Origin of the sequence: Dyadobacter sp. BE31, from assembly GCF_031457695.1 — a bacterium.
In the GTDB taxonomy this organism is placed as follows: domain Bacteria; phylum Bacteroidota; class Bacteroidia; order Cytophagales; family Spirosomataceae; genus Dyadobacter.
Genome location: NZ_JAVDXA010000006.1, coordinates 121,389 through 142,733 on the forward strand (window position 1 = coordinate 121,389; position 21,345 = coordinate 142,733).

General features: G+C 51.4%; 17 protein-coding genes. 13 read left to right on the plus strand and 4 right to left on the minus strand.

The features are described 5' to 3' along the window. Positions 1-22 precede the first annotated feature (22 nt). From J2Y43_RS26140 to J2Y43_RS26180, 9 genes are all read left to right on the plus strand, one after another. Complete coding sequence (locus J2Y43_RS26140) at positions 23-850, plus strand: TIM barrel protein (protein WP_309990017.1); 828 nt, start codon at positions 23-25, stop codon at positions 848-850. Positions 851-960: 110 nt separating this feature from the next. Beyond that, a complete protein-coding gene (locus J2Y43_RS26145; RefSeq protein WP_309990015.1) occupies positions 961-1,773 on the plus strand; it encodes an alpha/beta hydrolase in 813 nt (270 codons plus the stop codon). An 87-nt stretch (positions 1,774-1,860) separates the two neighbouring features. Then, positions 1,861-2,952, plus strand: a complete 1,092-nt coding sequence (locus J2Y43_RS26150; protein ID WP_309990012.1) for an aldose 1-epimerase family protein — start codon at positions 1,861-1,863, stop codon at positions 2,950-2,952. 56 nt (positions 2,953-3,008) lie between these two features. Further along, complete coding sequence (locus tag J2Y43_RS26155) at positions 3,009-4,223, plus strand: hypothetical protein (RefSeq protein ID WP_309990009.1); 1,215 nt, start codon at positions 3,009-3,011, stop codon at positions 4,221-4,223. Positions 4,224-4,328: 105 nt separating this feature from the next. Continuing rightward, complete coding sequence (locus J2Y43_RS26160; protein WP_309990005.1) at positions 4,329-5,363, plus strand: TIM barrel protein; 1,035 nt, start codon at positions 4,329-4,331, stop codon at positions 5,361-5,363. 166 nt (positions 5,364-5,529) lie between these two features. Then, positions 5,530-6,690 carry a Gfo/Idh/MocA family oxidoreductase gene (locus J2Y43_RS26165; RefSeq protein WP_309990002.1) on the plus strand — a complete coding sequence of 387 codons (1,161 nt, stop codon included), beginning with the start codon at positions 5,530-5,532 and terminating at the stop codon, positions 6,688-6,690. A gap of 81 nt (positions 6,691-6,771) precedes the next feature. Continuing rightward, positions 6,772-8,274, plus strand: coding sequence for a sugar ABC transporter ATP-binding protein (locus J2Y43_RS26170; RefSeq protein WP_309990000.1), 1,503 nt, complete (start codon positions 6,772-6,774; stop codon positions 8,272-8,274). Positions 8,275-8,409: 135 nt separating this feature from the next. Continuing rightward, positions 8,410-9,342 (plus strand): ABC transporter permease, encoded by a 933-nt coding sequence (locus J2Y43_RS26175; protein WP_309989996.1) that lies wholly within the window; start codon positions 8,410-8,412, stop codon positions 9,340-9,342. 107 nt (positions 9,343-9,449) lie between these two features. Continuing rightward, positions 9,450-10,391: a sugar ABC transporter substrate-binding protein gene (locus J2Y43_RS26180; protein ID WP_309989993.1), complete on the plus strand. Its 942-nt coding sequence runs from the start codon at positions 9,450-9,452 to the stop codon at positions 10,389-10,391. Between the two features lie 4 nt (positions 10,392-10,395). Here J2Y43_RS26180 and J2Y43_RS26185 read toward each other — a convergent pair whose 3' ends face one another. After that, positions 10,396-10,545 (minus strand): hypothetical protein, encoded by a 150-nt coding sequence (locus J2Y43_RS26185; protein WP_309989989.1) that lies wholly within the window; start codon positions 10,543-10,545, stop codon positions 10,396-10,398. Continuing rightward, complete coding sequence (locus tag J2Y43_RS26190; RefSeq protein ID WP_309989986.1) at positions 10,542-10,985, minus strand: DUF6934 family protein; 444 nt, start codon at positions 10,983-10,985, stop codon at positions 10,542-10,544. The genes J2Y43_RS26185 and J2Y43_RS26190 overlap by 4 nt, the downstream gene beginning before the upstream one ends. A 163-nt stretch (positions 10,986-11,148) precedes the next feature. Between J2Y43_RS26190 and J2Y43_RS26195 the strand changes: the two genes are divergently transcribed. Both J2Y43_RS26195 and J2Y43_RS26200 read left to right on the plus strand, forming a co-directional pair. Continuing rightward, positions 11,149-12,516 carry a Gfo/Idh/MocA family oxidoreductase gene (locus J2Y43_RS26195; RefSeq protein WP_309989981.1) on the plus strand — a complete coding sequence of 456 codons (1,368 nt, stop codon included), beginning with the start codon at positions 11,149-11,151 and terminating at the stop codon, positions 12,514-12,516. A gap of 208 nt (positions 12,517-12,724) precedes the next feature. Continuing rightward, positions 12,725-13,300 (plus strand): DUF4136 domain-containing protein, encoded by a 576-nt coding sequence (locus J2Y43_RS26200; protein ID WP_223399956.1) that lies wholly within the window; start codon positions 12,725-12,727, stop codon positions 13,298-13,300. Between the two features lie 70 nt (positions 13,301-13,370). Here the strand turns inward: J2Y43_RS26200 and J2Y43_RS26205 are convergent, their stop codons facing one another. After that, positions 13,371-17,747, minus strand: a complete 4,377-nt coding sequence (locus J2Y43_RS26205; RefSeq protein WP_309989978.1) for an efflux RND transporter permease subunit — start codon at positions 17,745-17,747, stop codon at positions 13,371-13,373. Positions 17,748-17,751: 4 nt separating this feature from the next. After that, a complete protein-coding gene (locus J2Y43_RS26210) occupies positions 17,752-19,209 on the minus strand; it encodes a TolC family protein (RefSeq protein WP_309989976.1) in 1,458 nt (485 codons plus the stop codon). Between the two features lie 156 nt (positions 19,210-19,365). On the opposite strand from J2Y43_RS26210, the gene J2Y43_RS26215 reads away from it, so the two are divergent. Together J2Y43_RS26215 and J2Y43_RS26220 are read left to right on the plus strand one after the other, a co-directional pair. Continuing rightward, positions 19,366-20,043, plus strand: a complete 678-nt coding sequence (locus tag J2Y43_RS26215) for a response regulator transcription factor (RefSeq protein WP_309989972.1) — start codon at positions 19,366-19,368, stop codon at positions 20,041-20,043. Continuing rightward, a complete protein-coding gene (locus J2Y43_RS26220; protein WP_309989970.1) occupies positions 20,040-21,299 on the plus strand; it encodes a HAMP domain-containing sensor histidine kinase in 1,260 nt (419 codons plus the stop codon). The genes J2Y43_RS26215 and J2Y43_RS26220 overlap by 4 nt, the downstream gene beginning before the upstream one ends. Positions 21,300-21,345 lie beyond the last annotated feature (46 nt).

Consider the following 21,345-nt stretch of genomic DNA (forward strand, 5'->3'; position numbering starts at 1 on the left):
ATAATTGAAAATAAACTCATTAATGTCTCAACAACTTCCATTCCGCTTTGGATCAGAGGTTTATACCTGGTTCATGAGCAACAGCGGCCAAACACATCAAGGCCGGCTAGGGCATATGATCGAAGTCATCGCGAAAGCGGGTTTTACGGGAATCCAACCGATTTTTACCTGGATGGGTGACCTCCAAGACCCCGATTTGCTTGAAGCTAAGCTCAAAGAACAGGGCATCCAACTTGCTGCATTGGCCCTCGCATTGGACTGGAACGAAGCCGAAGAAACAGAGCGCGAACGTGAAGTGGCCGACCATGCGATCCGCGTGGCGCAGCGTTTCCCGGGGGCAATTATAAATACCGTACAAATCCCGACAGGCAGACATAACATCGAAGAGCGCCAGAAACGCCTCGTGAATATCGTCAACACGGTATCGCGCCGGGCAGCCGAGAAGGGCGTGCCTTGCAGCTACCACCCCAATTCGCCTCATACCTCCATTATCCGCACGGAAGAAGACTACAAAATCGTACTCGAAGGCCTGGACGCGTCGGTAACCGGCTGGACGCCCGATGTAGGCCACATTATCAACGGCGGGATGGACCCGTTGACGAAAATGAAGGAGTATCAGTCGCTGATCAACCACGTGCATTACAAAGATTGGGACGGCAACCCGGAATTTACTCTAATGGGCAAAGGCAAAGTGGACCTGCTCGGCGTAACCCAGTGGCTCAAAGACATTAACTACAAAGGCTGGATCATCTGCGAAGACGAAGGCGAAGAAGCCCTCGAGGATCCGGACTTCGTGACGCTACACGACGGGAAGTGGATTCAGCAGGAGTTGGTGCCGGCGTTGAGATAAGCATTAGGCGATAAGCTATAAGCTTTAAGCCTAGTTTTTCAAAAATGTTCATTACAAAAAAGCTTAAAGCCTAAGGCTTACAGCTTATAGCCTAAAGCATTCAGCCAAATATGCCTACCATCAAAACCAACGGTATCAACTTTTACTACGAAGAACGCGGTTCTGGCGAACCTTTGCTCCTGATTATGGGCATTACCGCGCCGGGGGCCGTGTGGAATGTGCACGTGGCCGATTGGAAGCACCATTTCCGGTGCATTATCGGCGATAACCGCGGTGTGGGGCTTACAGACAAGCCTGCCGGACCGTATTCGACCGAGCAAATGGCGGATGATTATGCCGGTTTGCTGGATTCGCTGGGTTTGGAGAATGTGAATGTAATAGGCTGCTCGATGGGCAGTACCATCGCGCAGCAGCTCGCGATACGGCATCCGAAAAAGGTGAAATCGCTCGTGCTGATGTGCCCGTGGGCGCGTTGTGACAATTATGCGAAAGGCCTTTTTCAGCATATTATGAATGCCAAGGCACGTTTTCGGCCGGAGGAATTCAGCTTGTACATTCAATTGCTGATCTTTTCAAAATCGTCTTGGGACGATGCGAAACAGCATGAGGATCTGGAAAATGGCCGGAGGATCGATGCTTTCAACCCTTTTCCGCAGCCGTTGCATGGATTGGAAGGGCAGGCTGCTGCTTGCATTAACCACAATGCATTGCCGGATCTGGGCAAAATCAATGCGCCAACATTAGTGATAGGAGGCCGGGAAGATATTTTCACGCCGGTATGGATGGCCGAAGAGGTCGCCGGCGGCATTCCCGGGGCCGAACTGTTCTTGTACGACAAGCTGGGGCACGCATTCCATTTTGAAAATACGGAGGATTTCAATGCCCGCGTGAGAAACTGGCTGGCCGCCGTTCCGGTAGCCTGATCCCGCGTTTTTTGAGGTAAAAGCATTAAAAAGAGGCATTTTACGCCTTTTTCAGGTTTAGATAATTACGAGTTTAATTAAGATATAATGGAGATTGGCGATTCGAAAGGGACTGAGCAACAGGGAGATTGGAAGACCAAAGTGTCGAACCACATCCAGGTGGGCGGCATCGAAACTTCCGTGCTCGACAATGGTGCCGGGCGCGGTACCCGCATCGCGTGGATCAATACCGGCGGTGGACTGCGCTTCAAAGTAGTGATCGACCGGGCGATGGACATTGCCGAGGCATTCTACAACCAGCATAGCCTGGCGTGGATCAGCCACGGCGGCGTTACTGCCCCGCAACCGTTTTCCGACAAAGGCATTGACTGGCTCCGCACGTTCGGCGGCGGCTTGCTCACTACCTGCGGCCTCTCGCACGCGGGCGGGCCGGAGTCGGACAGCTTCGGTGACCGCGGTTTGCACGGGTTGATCGGTAACCAGCCCGCGGAGATCATTTCAATCGTCCAGCCCGATTTACGCGCCGGAAAATACGACATGAGCATTACCGGCATTATCCGTGAAACACGGCCATTCGGCCCGAGTTTGGAGCTGAAAAGGACTATTTCGGCCACATTGGGAGAAGCGAAACTGCGTATTCATGATGAGGTAATAAATAAAGCCAATACCGCGGCACCGCACATGCTGCTGTACCATTTCAATTTCGGCTGGCCGATTGTGGACGAGGGGACGGACATTCTCTGGAATGGCCAGTGGCGCCCGCGATTTGAGGAGAATGCGAAGATTTTCAGAGAGGGTAATGCATTCAAAAAAGCACCCGCGCCGCTCGAAAGTCATCTGGGAAGCGGGGAGGAGGTAGCATTGATCGACGTGGACGCGGATATTTTCGGCGATAGCATTTGCGGGCTGCATAATGAGAAGCTCGGGCTGGCCGTCGCATTGAAATTCAAAAAAGAACAATTGCCGTGGCTCGCTAACTGGCAGCATTGGGGCAAAGGCGAATACGTAACCGGTATCGAGCCAAGTACGCATCCGCTATCGGGCCAGGCGAAGGCGCGTGAGGATGGAACTTTGATTTTCCTTCAACCGGAAGAAACCAGAGCGTATGATCTGGAATTGAGCGTGTTGACGGCAAAGGAAGAGATCGAAGAATTTGAATTGAAGGTGAATGTGTCGTAACCGGTGCAGAGCACCAAAATATTTATAACCAAAACCAATTCTTTAATACAAAAACAATGGGACTTTCAAGTATAGCTGAGAAGGCGTTGGAGCAGGGGAAGGGAATTTTGCGCCTGGCGCCTACGTGGGTGCCGCGTTCGTTTTGCGTTCCCGGCCGCAGGATCAAATTGCACCCCGACGATTACTACATACTGGGTGGAGAGCGTGGCGGTATCGATGAGCGTTGGTTGTCGTCCACTACTCCTGCGGAAAATGGGCCGCTTACAGGCGAAAATGAAGGTTTGAGTCAGATCGTTTTGGAAGATGAATCAGGGGTTCAGAAAGTGACATTGCGCGACGCGGTAGCAGAGCTGAAAGGCCGGATTATAGGCGAAAGACTTTGGGATCAATACAAAAGCTGGCCTATGTACTCCAAGTTTTTTGACAATATGGGCCCGCTTCCGCATCATATTCACCACCGCGATGAGCACGCTGCTATGGTGGGCCAGAATGGAAAGCCGGAAGCCTACTATTTCCCGCCGCAATTGAACAACCACGGCGGCGATTTTCCATACACATTTATCGGTATCGCTCCCGGTACTACCAAAGAGCAGATCAAGGAGTGTCTGATGAATTTCACCAAGGGCGATAATAAGATTACCAATTACTCGCAGGCGTTTCGTCTGGAGCCGGGAACAGGCTGGGATGTGCCTCCTGGCATGTTGCATGCGCCGGGCAGCTTGTGTACCTATGAGCCTCAAAAAGCATCTGATATTTTCGCGATGTATCAGTCGCTTGTCAATGAAGCAGTTATTCCGGAAGAACTACTTTGGAAAGGAACGCCGAAAGACAGGATCGGCGACTACGACCTGTTGATGGAAGTGATCGACTGGGATCTGAACGTGAATCCTAATTTGATGGAAAAGCATTTCATGCGCCCGAAACCGGTAAAAGATGTCGAAGAAATGGCGGCGGAAGGATATAGCGAGAACTGGATTTGCTATAAAAACGAGGCTTACAGCGCCAAGGAATTGACCGTTTTCCCGGGACAGACCGTAACCATCAAAGACGCCGCCGCATACGGAATGATCGTGATGCAAGGCCACGGCAAGTTCGGCGTGTGGGATATCGAAACCCCGGCATTGATCCGCTACGGACAGCTGACTAACGACGAATATTTCGTAAGCGAAGCAGCTGCAATTGAAGGCGTTACAATTACTAACCCTTCAAGCAACGACCCGATCGTGATTTTGAAGCACTTCGGTCCGGGTAATCCTGATTTGGTATTGTAAATGTACTTCGGCTTTCGGCCGTCGGCTGTCAGCTTTTGGTTTTTCTTCTAAAGCCGATAGCCGACAGCTGACAGCCGAAGTCATTAACCATAAATTCCTCAAACCATGCCTGAAAATAATTTCCCTAAACTCCACAATGCCACATGGCCTGGTATCGTGGGCAAAGGTTCTGATTCAGAGCCGATTATTCCGTTTGATACATTGCTTGAAAAAACCGCTGCTGCTGAGGTTGACGGTGTGAAATTCGATGGCGTCGATATCGGTTTGTTTGACGAGCATATCGGCGAATACCTGAACGCAGCCGACGGCGGTAAACGCCTGGCCGACAAGCTGGCGGGCTATAACCTCGAAGCGGGAAGCCTCGTGGCGAACGTTTGGGCTGGTTCCGCAATGGGCAGCAAAGATGCCCGCGACACGTTTGTGGAGCAGGTGCGTAAGGCATGCGAGTTCGGTAAGCAATTGCGTGACGCCGGCATCCGGCATGGCGGTGTGATCCGCATCGACTCGGCTGCATCGCCGGAAGCATGGTCTGCTGATCCGAAAGGTAATACCAAGCAAATTGCCGAAACTTTCCGCCGCGCTGCTGATGTCGCCGCCGATTTTGGCGAGAGACTGGCTGCCGAAGGGGAGATTTGCTGGGGAGGCATGCACAGCTGGAAAGCGATGATCGATACGCTGGAAGCGACCGATCGCCCGAATGTGGGTTTCCAGGCTGATATGTCGCACACATTCCTGTATTTGCTCGGCTACAATGCGCCGGAAGACCGCATTCTGCCAGCCGATTTCCAATGGGACGACCGCGCAACTTTGGACGAAGCATTCAGGAAAATGACCGCAGCTTTGCGTCCGTGGACCATTGATTTCCACGTAGCACAAAACGACGGAACCGTTCACGGAACCGGTTCGCACGATAAAACCGGCCGCCACTGCCTCGCCACTGATCCAAACGGCAAACTCGATATCGTACACCACGCCGGCTTCTGGCTCCGCGACGAAAAAGGCGAGCTCACCAAAGCATTCCGCCACATTTGCTGGGACGGCTGTATGTTCCCGAACGAGGTAATGTACAAGCAACAAACCTGGAACGATATCCTCGCAGCGCTGGTACGAGTACGCAATGCGCATGGGTGGCAGGGGTAAGAGAACTTCGGCAGTCGGCCGTCAGCTATCGGCCTGTTTTAGATAGTTGACACCTGATTGCTGGAAAATTTTAAAATAAGGCCAACAGCCGCAAGCCGCAGGCCGAAGTATCTATAACCAAAGGCCGAAAGCCGAAAGCCGACGGCCGATAGCTATTTTAAATCTAATGTCTGAAAAAAAACAAATCCGCGTCGCCCTGATCGGTTCCGGTTTGATGGGCCGCACGCATACCAATGGTTATAAAAGAATCGGGGATTTTTTTCCTGAACTCGAATACCGCCCGGTGCTGGCGGCTGTTTGTTCCCGCAACGAGGAGAAGGTGAAGGCCTTTGCCGAGCAATGGGGCTATGAGTCGTACGAAACCGATTGGCGCAAAATCATCGAGCGAGACGATATCGACGCGGTGGACATTTGTACGCCAAACGATACGCACGCCGAGATCGCATTGGCGGCAGCTGCAAAGGGCAAAATGATCCTTTGCGAAAAACCTTTGGCACGCACATTGGCAGAAGCGAAAACGATGGTGGACGCTATCGAAGCTGCGGGTGTGAAAAACACGGTTTGGTACAACTACCGCCGCGTTCCTGCTGTGACTTTGGCGAAGCAAATTGTGGATTCAGGTAAATTGGGCCGTATTTTCCACTACCGCGCCAACTTCCTGCAGGACTGGACGATCAGCCCGGATGTACCGCAAGGCGGAACCGCAACCTGGCGCCTCGATGTAGACGCAGCGGGTTCCGGCGTGACCGGCGACTTGCTCGCGCACTGTATCGACACCGCGATGTGGATCAATGGCGGTATCAAGGACGTGTCGGCGGTGGCAGAGACATTCATCAAGGAACGCAAGCACGCTGGTACCGGCGAAGTACAGAAAGTAGGTATCGACGACGCTTGTATTTTCCATTGCCATTTCGATAACGGCTCACTAGGCTTGTTCGAATCCACGCGTTATGCGCGCGGCCACAAGGCGCTTTATACTTTTGAAATCAATGGCGAGCACGCTTCCATCCGTTGGGACTTGCACGATATGAACCGCCTCGAATACTTCGATCACGACGACCAGTCGATCGTGCGCGGATGGCGTTCGATCCTGGTGACCGACAGCGACCAGCCATATATGAAACGTTGGTGGATACCCGGAACCAGCATTGGTTACGAGCACTCGTTCGTACACCAGGCGGCCGATTTCTTCGAAAGCCTGCAAACCGGCAAACCTTGCTCACCGACTTTCCGCGACGCTTACGAAACACAGAAAGTGTGCGAAGCGGTACTCGAATCAGCGGCTTCCAAAAGCTGGAAAGATACCGGCGTACATTGGGAGGGTTAATCCAATAATGCATTCATAATCTGAGGCTTTAACCGGATCCCGCACTGTGGGTGAGGTTAAAGCCTCAGTTTCGATACCGCTATGTCCGATTACATTCTCAGGGTTAAGGAAATTTCGAAGTCGTTCTCCGGTGTCAAAGCGCTGGACAATATCCATTTTGACCTGAAAAAAGGTGAAGTGCATGCCTTAATGGGTGAGAATGGGGCTGGAAAATCGACCTTCATGAAAATCCTGATCGGGCTTGTAGCACCGGATTCCGGGGAAGTTCTGCTTGAAGGCGAGAACCTGATCGGCAGCAACGTAAATGATACCTTGAAAAAAGGCATTTCGATGATTCACCAGGAAATCCTCATCATTCCCGAGCTGACTGTGGCGCAGAATATATTCCTGGGAAGGGAAAGGGAGGTTTCGGGGAAAAACGGATTGCTATCCGGTTGGCTGAACGACAGCGAAATCAACCGGCAGGCGGCTGCATTGCTGGACAAAATGGGGGTTAATATCGCTCCAAAGGCGAAAATGAAACACCTCAGCGTGGCGCAGATGCAAATGGTCGAGATTGCGAAGGCTATTTCTAACAATGCGAAGGTGATCATCATGGACGAGCCGACTTCGGCCATTTCAGACAAAGAGGTGGGCACATTGTTCCAGATCATACGCGACTTGAAAGCACAGGGCGTGAGCATCATCTACATTTCCCACAAAATGGATGAAATATTCCAGGTTTCGGACACCATTACCGTGCTCCGCGACGGGAAATACATCGGTACCAAAAGTGCCGCCGAGCTGGACCAGAACGCATTGATTGCCATGATGGTCGGGCGGGAAATCGATCAGATGTTCCCGGAGGCGACGCAAGTTTTTGGGCAGGAATTACTTTCGGTGAAAAACCTGGGTAGGGCAGGCAAGTTTTCCAATATCAGTTTTAATGTAAAATCCGGCGAGATACTGGGATTAGCGGGGCTGATGGGCGCCGGAAGAACAGAAATCGCCAGAGCCATATTCGGGCTGGACCCGTGGGATGAGGGGGAGATTAGTATCAAACAATCACCGCTTCGTGCGCGTACGCCACGCGAGGCGATCGACCGCGGTATCGGGTATGTGAGCGAGGATAGGAAAGGGCTTGGGTTTATTCCGAGAATGTCGGTCAAGGATAATATCACGCTTTCGAGCATGAACAATCACCGCAAAGGCGGTTTGATCAACACACACAGCGAGCAATCGGTTACCGAAAAAATGATCGCCGATTTGAAGATCAAAACGGCGGGTACCGGTCAGCATGTGACATATTTGAGCGGGGGAAACCAGCAAAAGGTCGTCATCGGCAAAGTGCTGCTCGCTTCACCCGAAATCATCATCCTCGACGAACCTACGCGGGGCGTGGACGTCGGGGCGAAATTTGAAATATACAAACTGATCCGCAGCCTGGCCGACCAGGGCATGGCGATCATCATGATATCATCGGAACTGCCGGAAATCCTGGGCCTCAGCGACCGGATACTGGTACTGTCCAAAGGCAAACAAACCGCGCTGCTGTCAAAAGCCGAAGCGACGCAGGAACTGATAATGCGGTATGCGGTGGCGTGATGGCTGTCGGCTGTCGGCTGTCGGCTGTCGGCTGTCGGCTGTCGGCTGTCGGCTGTCGGCCGAAGATGAATGTGCAATTTAATACATGAACCAAAAAGCTCGACTGCCGAAAGCCGACTGCCGAAGTCTTAAAATATGAACAAATTCTCCAAACTAGCCCAGTACGGCATCTTTCTCGCATTTGCATTGATATGTCTCGTGCTGGCATTGAGTACGCCGAAGTTCTTTACGGTCTCTAACCTGCTGATTATTGGTAATCAGGTGTCGATTAATGCATTGCTGGCATTTGGCGTCACTTTTGTGATCATCACCGGCGGTATCGACCTTTCGTTAGGCTCAATGGTGGCGGTAACAGGCGTGGCGGCTGCGAGTTTTGCGCATCCTGACACCTATCCGTTGATAGTGCCATTGTTGGTAGGTCTGGGAGCGGGTTCGGCTATGGGTGCGTTCAATGGTTTGGTGATTACCCAAAGCAAAGTACCGCCATTCATTGTCACATTGGGAACGATGACTATCGGTCGCGGATTGGCATTGATCCTCAGTAAAGGAAGGCCAGTCTCAAATCTCTCGGACGAGTTCAATTTCATCGGCGGAGGAAATATTGCCGGTATCCCATTTCCTATCGTCATTTTGCTGATTGCATTCGCGGTTTGCTCAGTGGTTTTGAATAAAACTATTCTTGGGCGCTATATGTACGCGGTGGGGGGGAATGAGCCTGCTGCGCGTGCGTCGGGTATACGTGTGAGTCGTGTAAAAATGTGGGTATATACCATTTGCGGATTACTTTCTGCATTGGGAGGTATCCTGCTCACGTCGCGCATTACCACCGGCCAGCCCAATGCCGGAGCGGGTTTCGAGCTGGATGCGATCGCCGCCGCAATTATCGGCGGTACGAGCACCTCTGGCGGCACCGGAACCATGACGGGAACGTTGATCGGCGCATTGCTGATCGGCGTGATCAGCAACAGCCTCGATTTGCTGAATGTGACTTCCTATTATCAGCAGGTGGTGATGGGTGTAATCATTATCGGGGCTGTGGTATTGGATGGAGTTGGGAAGAAGGATTGACTAGGGGAGGAAAGGGAAGATGGAGGAAAGGGAGGATGGAAGAAAGGGAGGGATTTTAATATACTGAAACATATTTCGACGGCCGACAGCCGAATGCCGACAGCTTTATGAAACGTAACGCAATTTTTGCTACCCTTATCGCTACCGCTTTACTCGCGGGCTGTAATCAATCGTCCAACAAAGAATCCGGCGAAGGCGGCGGCGACAAGCTGGTGATCGGGGCTACGATGTTGAGTATGCAAAATGAGTTTATTGTGAATGTGAGCGACGCCATGGAAGCGAAAGCCAGGGAAATGGGCGTGGAACTGATCACCGTGGACGCAGAGCGCTCCGCATTGAAGCAGGTAGAGCAGGTCGAAAGCTTTATTGGGCAAGGCGTGGATGCTATTATCATGAACCCCTGCGAGGTGGAGGCGAGCTCTCCGGCCGTCAAACTGGCGATGGACGCGAAGATTCCTATCATTAATGTCAATTCTGAAACCTCCGCAAAACCGACTGCATTTGTGGGCTCGGACGATACCGAATCGGCACGCATTGCGATGAAATACATTGCCGAAAAGCTCGGCGGTAAAGGTAATGTGCTGATGATGCATGGCTTCATGGGTCAGGCCGCGCAGATCCGGCGCGACAATGGCGCCAAGGAAATCCTGAAAGCCAACCCAGGCCTCAAACTGCTTGCCGAACAAACCGGCGAATGGGACCGCGCTAAAGGAATGTCCCTCACCGAAAACTGGATCCAATCCTACGGCGACAAAATCAACGCCATTTTCGCCCAGAATGACGAAATGGGAATGGGCGCCGTGAAAGCACTGGAAGCTGCGGGTTTGAAAGGTAAGGTGCTCGTCGTAAGTGTAGACGCTATTCCTGATGCATTGCAGGCCGTGAGAAAAGGGACGTTGGATGCCACCGTTTTCCAGAATGCAAAAGAGCAGGGCGGAAAGGCGATTGAAACGGCGGTTAAAGCGGCTAAGAAAGAGGCGTTTGAGAAGGAGGTGCTGATTCCTTTTCAGTTGGTGGATAAGGGGAACGTTGAGCGTTTTTTGAAATAGCTGCTCAACTCTCCCGTGCCTTGATTGCACTCAAATCAGCAGTTGCAAGGAATTTCTCCGCGGCGTCAATCTTGACCTTGAGAAAAGCCTGAAATTTTGGATCTGCGAACAATTTTTGCCTGCTTTCTTTGATAGTCATTTCCCTAGCTTTCATATGCTTATTGATTTTATGATATAATGATGATATTCTTTTCCCGGCTCAAATGTCTCTGTCACTGAATCAATCGTACCATAAATTTCATAATACTTTTTGATTCTTGAAAGTTCTTTTGAAATGATGATCCGATATAGTCGATTTCTGGCCGGGGTATTGGCCTGCAAATAGATATCAGCCCATGGGTACGATTCGAAAAATTGGGCGACGCATTGAAAAACGGTTGCCATAACTTTTTCAAGATCACCATTGTTACTGATTGTCTTGTCGCAAATACTTCCATCCGGACGCACATCAACAAGTGCCAGGTTGAAAACTTCGTGTGCAGATAGGGGAGTAAAAATTACCGCCTTCCGGATTGTCCTCTCCGGGCTAACACTCAAAAAATCGAAATACAGCCGATCATCGTCGGCGTAAAAAGGATAAAATTCCAAATCCATACAATCGGGAGATAACGGGTACCATATCGAATGCAGGAAGTTGAGTGATTGTAGTTGCGGCAAATGTAAAATAATCTCCCCTTAAAAGTAAAACGCCACGCTACCCGCCCTTTTACCGGCGTATGGCATTTGCCAGTTGTCCTAAAACCAATCAAAATCACGAATGAACACTTTCAATATCAACCGCCGTAGTTTCCTCCACGGGGCCACGGCTGCATTGGCACTTTCCACTTTCGGAGCACAGGGAATGGACCTGATCAACCCCGCCAAAACATGGCGTGTAGGGTTAATTGGCACGGGTTGGTATGGTAAAAGTGATCTATTCAGATTGATTCAGGTTGCGCCGGTGGAAGTGATCGCGCTTTGCGATGTGGATAAAAACCAATTGAACGAAGCGGGTAAATTGGTGAGCCAGCGGCAGAAATCGGGCAAGACGCCGAAGTTGTACGGCGACTACCAGAAAATGCTCGCCGAAAATGAAATGGACATCGTGCTGATCGGGTCGCCCGACCATTGGCATGCATTGCAGATGATCGATGCCGTGAAAGCCGGTGCGCATGTGTATGTGCAGAAGCCGATCAGCGTGGATGTAATGGAAGGGGAAGCGATGGTAGCCGCTGCGCGTAAATATAAAAAAGTAGTACAGGTAGGAACGCAGCGCAAAAGCACGCCGCATTTGATCGATGCCAAGAAGAATATCGTCGACGCAGACTTGCTGGGCAAGATTTCGCATGTGGAAATGTGCTGCTACTATCATATGCGCGCCAACGGTAACCCGCCGGTGGAGGCTGTGCCCGATTACCTCGACTACGAAAAATGGACAGGCCCCGCGCCGCTGCGCCCTTACGACGGCTCGCCACACGTGCGCTGGTGGAGGACATTCATGGAATATGGCAATGGTATTACCGGCGATATGTGCGTGCATATGTTCGACACGGTACGCTGGATGCTGAAACTGGGATGGCCGAAAAAAATCACGTCGACAGGTGGTATTTATGTACAGAAAGAGGGTAAGTCTAATATATCCGACACACAATCGGCGATTTTTGAGTATGACGGTTTGAACTGCGTATGGCAGCACCGCACCTGGGGCACGCCGAACAATCCCGATTATCCGTGGTCATTTACGCTCTACGGTGAAAAAGGAACGCTTTGGGCAAGTACCATGGCCTACGATTTCATTCCGCAAGGCAAGGGCGAGAAGATTCACAAAGATGTTGTGTATGAAAAGGAGAAATATCCCGAAGACCTCAAAGAGGACAAGATCGAGCTGAACGCGGCACCCGCGACACGCCTGCACATGCTCGACTTCCTGGCGGCCATCGAGAACAATGGCCGACCGGTTGCCGACATCGAGGAAGGGCATATTTCGACCGCAAGTTGCATTTTGGCAAATCTTTCGATGAAAACGGGCCGTTCGATTGTTTATGACCCAATAAAACGCGAAATTGTGGGAGATAGAGAAGCGAATGCGTTGTTGGCCCGCGCCTACCGGGCTCCTTACAAACATCCTGACTATAAACACGTCTAGGATAGGTCATTAAAGTTCGTGGTCCCTTATATATTCCCAGTACATCGCGTCCGGCAAAATCCGGGCGCGTTTTTGTTTGTATATTTTACCGATCGATATATCAATTTTATTTGTTTATAAGTTTAATAGATGTTTCACAGGTATTTAAACCATTTACCCTCTGAAACTGTCAGAATAGCATAACAATAACCAAACGTTCCAAAGCACGATGAAAACCATAGTGAAGTTGATAAAATCCGCTGGTATGGCGGTTGTGGCGGGTGTATTCATGATGGCATGCAGCAATGCCCTTCAAGTGAGTTACGATTACGACTCCTCAGTGAACCTGAAACAATTCAAGACCTTCAAAGTAGAGGCCGAGCATAATATCGAGCAGGACCCGTTGCTGGGTAGTGAATTGAACAGGCGCCGGTTGGGCGATGCCGTGGTGGAGGTAATGGAAGCCAAAGGCTACAAGCTGGATCAGCAGAATCCTGAGATTATCGTACGGTTTATGACGGATGTAAAAGACCGTCAGCAAGTACGTTCCAACAATATGTATTCGCCATATATGTGGTGGTATGGTGGAGGTAACAATATTTCTACCTACAACTATCAGGAAAGCCGCTTCATCCTGAACATCTACCAGAAAGCCACCGAGCGAATGGTATGGCAAGGCTGGGCTTCCGGCAAAGTGAAGGCGCCAACGAAGAAAGAAGATCAGAATACGATGATCAAAAACACGATGGCCGACATCCTCCGTTCGTTCCCGCAAGCAACGCTGGATACTTACAGTCGGAAATAATTTTGAAAGTGATATGGTAAAAAATGCCGGGCTTACGTCCGGCATTTTTTGTTACGATATATCAGGCAATTTACAAATCCTGCCCGTTACGATACTCTTCCGAGGCTTTCTTCACAATCGCATCGCCATCGTGCAGATCGCCGAATACTTCTACCAGCGTATCGACTACGATGCCGCGTTTTACGGGTACCCATTCGGCTTTTTTACCTTTGTCGCGGATCACAAATACTTGCTCGCTGGAATTGACGACCGCGGTCGTGGGAACGAAAAGCGTATTGCCGGTGCGCTCGGTGTTCAGCTGCACTTGTGCGTACATGCCGGCTTTCAGTTCGTTGGAGCGGTTGTTGACGTCGAATTCGGTCATCATAGAGCGGTTCTCTTCCGATAGTGTGCGTGAACTGCGGGCGTAAACAGCCTTGTAAACCTTTTCGGGACTGGCCGAAACCGTGAAACTTACTTCGCCCTTGTTCGGGATGGCGCTCGACATGTTTTCGGGGATTGCGAGTGTCAGACGTAGCTTGGTATTGTCTTCTAATATAAATAACGGCTTCGCGCCGCCCTCACCGGGACCTACCAATGCTCCCGGGCTGATATTCCGCTCGGTAATAATGCCGTCGAATGGCGCAGTCACAGTCAGGTAGCGCGAAAGCTCTGCCTTCGTTTCCATGAATGACCTCGCGGCTTGTACATTGCCTTTCGCTACGGCCATAGCAGAGCTATCGGCTGCGGCACGGGCTTTGGCAAGGTCGAGCTCATTGAGCGATACAGCGCCCTCGGTGCGGTTGGTTTTTTGGAGGCGGCTGTACGTTAATGCACTGGCCTGATAGCGCGTGGTGGTTTGCTGCAATGCGGCTTCCGCAGCAATCAGCTGCGCCTTGGCCTGGCTCAGCTCCGAGATTACCTCCGGTGCTTCCAGTACTGACAATACCTGACCTTTTCTGACAAAAGTCCCACGGTCGACATTCACTGTTTTGACGAACCCCTTCACCTTCGGATGGATGCTAACCTTGTTCCAGGGCTTCAATTCGCCGGGCAATGCGATCTGCTTGGCCGGTTTCATGCTTTTGACATAGGCCAGTTCCACAGCAGCCGGTTCTTTGGCGGCGTTTTCTGCCGGCGCGGTTTTCGCTTCGTGGCTTTCGCTCGTCTCTGCGGTGCTGCTGCACGCGCTCATACCGGCTGCGACGGTGATCAGTATCAGAATGGATTTCAGGGTGTTCATGGAAACGGATGTTTGGAGTTTTTTACGGAAGAAATTGCTTTCAGGATCTTCGGGGTCGAGGGACACCGAGTTGACGGACGCCTTGCGCTGAACCAATGTGAACACGGCCGGCAAGATCAGCAGTGAGGCCAATGTAGAGGCGATCAGCCCGCCGATTACCGCTTGCCCGAGCGGAGCGATCTGGTCACCGCCTTCGCCAAGGCCGGATGCCATCGGGATCATCCCGGCGATCATCGCGATACTCGTCATCAGGATCGGGCGGATCCGACTGCCGGCTGCGAGCGTCACGGCTTTGTGGGCATCCTGCAATTTCAGGCGGAGGTTTTCGGCATTGGTCACCATCAAAATCGCATTCGCAACAGATACCCCCACGGACATAATCAGTCCCATATAGGATTGCAGGTTGAGCGTCGCACCGGTGAGCAGGAGCAGGCCGATAGAGCCCACAACTACCGCAGGGATGGTCGAAAGTACCACTAGCGAGAGTTTGAACGACTGGTAAGTAGCCGCCAGCAAAAGGAACATGATCACGACAGCAATCAACAGACCGGTTTGCAAGCTGCTCAGTGTTTCGGTGAGCAGTTCGGTTTGTCCTTTCAATTCCACGATTACTCCGCGTGGCGGTTCACCCGCATTCTTGATTGCTTTTTGAACAGCGGTAGTGGCTGCACCCAGGTCTTTTTTGTGAATGTTTGCCGTAACGGTTACGAGTCGGTTCGGGCCGGCACGGTCGTATTCCCCCGGTGCTGTTTTTTCGGAGAAAGTGGCCACATCGGCGAGCAGCGGGTTGCTCACGCCGGTTTTCAATGGAATTGTACCAATGTCTTCCACGGAGGTCATCTGGTATTCCGGAATCTGCACCTGTACCTGGTAGGCAAGCCCCTTGGCATCGTCGAGCCAGAGGTTTTTGTCGGTAAAACGGCTGGAAGACGTAGCAGCCACCATCGAACGTGCTACCTGCGTGGAAGTAATGCCCAACTGTCCGGCACGCTCGCGGTCGATTTTTACGTCGAGTATCGGGTACTGCAATGGCTGGGCGATCTGCACGTCGCGGAGGAAGGCGATCTGCTGCATTTCCTTCTGGATTTTACGGGCGAACCTTCCGGCTTCTTCCACATCTTTCGCAGCCACACTCACCTCGATCGGCGTCGATGCACCCTGGCTCATGATTTTATCCACCAATTCAATCGGTTCGAATGAAATAGCCAGATTTGGAATCTCTTTCGCAATTCTGGCCCGCAGCTTTTCCTTCAAAGCATCCATTCTCACGGGAAACTCTTCTTTCAAAGAAACCTGCAAAACCGCCTCATGCGGACCGCTGTTAAACACGAAAATATTGGAAGTACCATAGCTGGAAGGGACGGTACCCACATACGCAGAGGATATTTCAACATTTTCTTTCCCTACTTCCGATTTAATCAGATTCAAAACCTTTAATGTAGCCTCCTCCGTGCGCTCCACGCGTGTGCCATCGGGCACTCGCATCCGCATCTGGAACTGGTGGCTGTTCGCCTTCGGCAGGATGTCGGTACCGATGAGGAAGAACCCGCCGACGATCAATGCAATGCTGCCGACGAGGTATACCGGCACAATGAGGCGTTTAACCATAATGCCGCCGAGTACATTCAGGTATTTTAATTTAAATTTCTCAAAACCGGTAGGCGGCAGTGATGGGTGAGCGCCCTCTTCGATCACGTCGTCTATTTCCTGGCTATCCAGTGCCAATGTCGGTGCTTCGTGGTGCGGATGGTCTTTCAAAAGCCAATTCGAAAGTACGGGTACCAATGTTTGCGAAAGCAAAAACGAAGCGATCATTGCAAAACCCACGGCGAGCGAGAGTGGCAAAAACATCGATCTTGGAATACCACTCATTACAAACGACGGCGCAAAAACAGCCAGGATCGCGAGCAAAATCAGGAACTCGGGGAATGCGATTTCCTTACAGGCATCCCAAATGGCCTGTTCCTTCGGTTTACCCATTTCCTGGTGCTGGTGAATGTTTTCGATGGTCACAGTCGCCTGGTCTACGAGTACGCCAATCGCCAGCGCCAGCCCGCTCAATGTCATGATATTGATTGTTTGACCAAACAAATTCATCAATATTACTGCCGAGAGAATGGAAATAGGAATAGTCACAATTACAATAATCACACTGCGCCAGTCTCTCAGGAAGAGCAATACCATTAAGCCCGTCAACAAAGCACCGAGAATCCCCTCGGTGATAAGGCTTTTCAAAGAGTTGGTCACATACACCGATTGGTCGAATTCATAGGAGATCTTCACGTCTTCGGGCACGGCATTGCGCAGCTGAGGCAATGCAGCGCGGATATTGTTCACCACGTCCAGTGTAGAGGCGTCGGATTTTTTAACAACCGGAATATAAACCGCCCGGCGGCCATTGATCAGCGCGTAACTCACGGTAACGTCGGCGCCATCTTCCACCACACCCACATCACGGATAAATACGGTCGGTCCGGCTCCTACGCGGATAGGAATATTCAGGAAGTCCTCGGGTTTCTTAATGAGTGAGTTGACGGGCGTCATCAGCGTTTTGTCGCCCATGCGGATATTACCGGCCGGTGAAGGCTGGTTATTGGCAATAATGGATTTGATTACCTCTTCGGGTGTCAAATGGTAACTTCTAATGCGCTCGGGATCCACACGGACGACGATCGTGCGCTGGTTACCACCAAATGGCGGCGGGCTGGAAACCCCCTCAATGCGGCTGAACATGGGCCGAACGCGGGAAGAAGCGAAGTCCTGGATCTCGTTCAGCGAGCGCGAGGCGCTTTCGAATACCATCTGGCCGATCGGCACCGAGCTGGCGTCGAAGCGGACCACCTGCGGAGGCACGGTACCCTCGGGCATGTAGGCCTTCGCGCGGGAGACGTTGTTGGCGACCTCCGCAGCCGCCTGCGCCATATCGGTACCTGGATAAAACGAGAGTTTGATCAATGACAGTCCCTGGATCGTTTTCACGTCCACATCACGAATACCCGACACATACAGGAAGTGGTCCTGGTAGCGGGTGGCGATGAAGCCATCCATTTGGTCGGGGGCCATACCGCCGTAGGGTTGTACCACGTAAATGGTCGGCAAATCGAGGTTGGGGAATATGTCGACGGGAATGCTCCGTATCGACAGAATCGAGAAGAATAGGATGCCGATCACGACCACCACAATGGAAATGGGCTGTCGGAGGGCAGTTCTGATGAGTTGATACATAATGTTATTGGTTTATCTGGCTCAGGAAAATGTCGAGATCGCCTGCGGCGGCGGCTTTCAGCAGAAGCGAGCGCCATGCATTGCCGTTGGTGACAAACTTGTCGACCTCGGCGCGGTTCAATGCATTCACACTTTGTGCCAATGTGAAAAGGTCTGTGAGGCCGCTCTGGTAGCGTGCTTCGGCCTGGTTGAATGCCGTCCGCGCCGCTGCAAGCTGCACGGGTGTGAGGCGTGCCTGCGCGAGCGAGAGCTGAAACTGGATCTCGGACTCGCGCGTTTGGCGGTCGAGTTGCAGCTGCTGGGTTTGGTACAACGATTTGAAACGCTCGGCCTGGAATTGCTCGGCGTGGTAGTCGTTTCTGACTTTGAAAATGTTGGTCAGGTTCCAGCGTGTGGAAACGCCCACGAGGTAGTTGTAAACCTGGTATTTCACGCCGCTGCCAAAGTCGGTACGGAAGGAATCGTCTTTATTTGAAACACCCGAACCGCGCCCCCAACCGGCACCCACGAGCGAAACGGACGGCAAGTAGGAACGTTTTACGGCCAGGCTGCGTGCTATCGAGGCATCAATTTGCGCTTGTGAAAACCTTAATGCCGGGTTTTTGAGGAATGAAGCGATTTCAGGGGAAGCTGTGGGCAGTTGGGCGTAAAAACCCATCGTATCCACCTGAATGCTATCGTGCAGTTCGCCGGTCAATTCCGAAAACCGGAGACGCTGCGCCTTTTCCGACCGCTGGCTTTCCAGCAGCAGCAATTGTGCTTTGGCATATTCGGCGGCGGCCAGTGAGCTATCCACGCCCGGGCGCATGCCGGAAATCACGGCGGCGTCGGTAACGCGTTTGAAAACCGCCGCCCGTTCCAGGTTCTGACGCTGGGCATCTACCAGTTTCTGATTGATCAGAAGCAGCAAATAGGCATCGATGATTTTGACCTGATGCTGAAAAAGTTCGTTCTCATAATCGGCCTGGGTGCGGGCGAGGTCGGCTTTGGCAGCATTGACGTTGGCATTTACTTTTCCAAAATTGAAAACCTTCCAATCGACCATCGCTGTGGTGAAACTCCCGAATGTGGCCGTATAAATGTTTTCGGGGCGGATCCCACCGGAGGGCGACAATGCGCTACCCTCATTGGGCAGGAATGCGCCCGCCACGCTGTTGCTGGTGGCATAGGTATATTGGTCCTGCACGATGAATGCGGGCAGGTAATCGGTTTTGACGGATTTAATGCGGCTTTCGGCGCTGTGAATTTCGGCCTGTTTGGCTTTCAGAAAGGGGAAATTGCCCTTGGCCTGTTCCAATGCTTCGTGCAGTTTGATGTGCTGGGCGCTGGCCTGTACACATGCGAAGGCGACGAAAAGGAAAGCAAGCCATCTGTTTTTGATTTTGAAGATCCGGTGTGCCGGCGAATGCGTGTTTCCCGGCGGAAAAAAGCGGGAAATCGAATGATACTGGGAGTGCTTCATAATTCGGGTTAAAGATATTTTTAGCCGAAATTAGAGCTCAATTCTGGAAACATTTGGGAAGCAGGACCGTGCAAGGGGCTGTTTATTACCCGATTATCCTTCCTAAATGTTTCCAACTTCAGGGTGTATTTTTGTAAAGTATCTTTTGAAAGAGGAATGAAAATTTTAGTTGTCGAGGACGAAAAAGGGCTTGCAGAAAGTATCACCGATTACCTTTCCCGTGAAGGGTTCATTTGTGAGGTAGCCAACACATTCTGGCAGGCCGATGAAAAAATCAGCCTCTACCAATACGATTGCACGATCGTGGACCTGACGCTGCCCGACGGCAATGGTTTCGACATTATTCAGACATTGAAAAAGATCGCCGCTGCAACGGGTATTATCATTATTTCGGCGCGTAATACGTTGGAAGACAAGCTGAAAGGTTTGGAGATAGGTTCGGACGATTACATGACCAAGCCATTCCATCTTTCGGAGCTGAATGCGCGGGTAAAGTCGCTGATCCGCCGCAGGAATTTCGGGGGGAATAACGATATGACCTGGAAGGATATCCGCGTGAACCTGCCTGCGAGGAAGGTTTTTATTAAAGATGTCGAAACTACATTGTCCAAGAAAGAATACGATTTACTGCTCTATTTCCTGTCTAATATTGATGTTGCATTAACCAAGGAATCCATCGCCGAGCACCTCTGGGGCGACAATATGGACTCGGCCGATTCGCTGGATATGGTGTATTCCCATATTAAAAACCTTCGCCGCAAGATCGTTGAAAAGGGAGGAAAAGATTACATTCAATCGATTTACGGAATAGGATACAAATTCACCGCACCTTGAAACTGCTCGAAAAAGCCAGCCGCATTTACCTGCTCGCCTCGCTGCTGATTTATGCGGCGGTGGGGATAGCCTTTTTCTGGATTATCAAATTCATGATCTACGACGAAGTGGAGAGCCGGCTGATGGTCGAAAAGCAGGATTTCGAGGCCTATGTCCGAAGCAACGACACGTGGAGCAACAATTCCTACTTTGTCGAGAACAAAATTGAAGTGGTACCGGTGTTCGGCAGGTTCGATAATAAAGTCGCATTTACGGACACGCTCATCAGCAACCGCTATGACGAAACGGCCGATCCGTTCCGTCAGCTTACATTCTATACCTTAATCGGCGGCTCGCCCTACCGCGTCGCGATCAGGAAGTCGATGATCGAGTCCTACAAGCTGATCGAAGCCATTTCGGCGGCGATGATCGCATTTTTGGGGCTGCTTTTGGTAAGTACCTTCCTTTTTCACCGCGTTTTATCCGGCAAGCTTTGGAAGCCGTTTTATGATTCACTAGCCAAAATCAAGGACTTCGACTGGACGAAAAACAAGCCGCTGGAAACGGTCCGAAGTGAAATCACCGAGTTCAACGAGCTGGGTGATGTGATGGAGAAGATGGCGTCGAAAATGCAGCACGATTACCGGAGCCTTCGCGAATTTACCGAAAATGCTTCCCATGAAATCCAGACGCCGCTGGCGCTCATCAATGCGCGGGTGGAGCAGTTTATCCAGTCAAAGGATTTGGGCGAAAACCATACCTACTGGATCGAAGAGATTTACCATGCCGCGCGGCGGATGTCGCGGCTTAATCAGGGACTATTATTGTTGGCCAAAATTGAAAACCAGCAATTTACCGAACAGGAGAGCCTGGATCTTTCCGAGTTAGCATTGAACAAGCTGAAAGATTTCGAAGATATTTTACAGCATAAGGAGATCCGCGTTTCATTGCAGTCGACGGGAAGTTTCAGGAAAGTCATGTCGCCTGCATTGGCGGATATTCTGCTTACGAACCTGATCAACAATGCAATCCGGCACAATTACACCGGCGGAGAGCTGCGGCTGGAATCCGGCGCCGACTATGTGCAAGTGAGTAATACCGGCAATCCGTTAAAAAGCGAGCCGGAGCGGCTGTTTGAGCGGTTCAAGAAGGAATCGACTGGCGCGGAATCGCTGGGGCTCGGGCTGGCGATTGTGAAGCAGATTTGTGATAATTGCGACCTGCGGATCTCGTACCAGTACGAGGAGCCGATACACTCGATCAGGATCACAGTATAGTGCGAAGCTCCTGCTTCGCATACGCTATATGGAGGCCTCCGGCCGA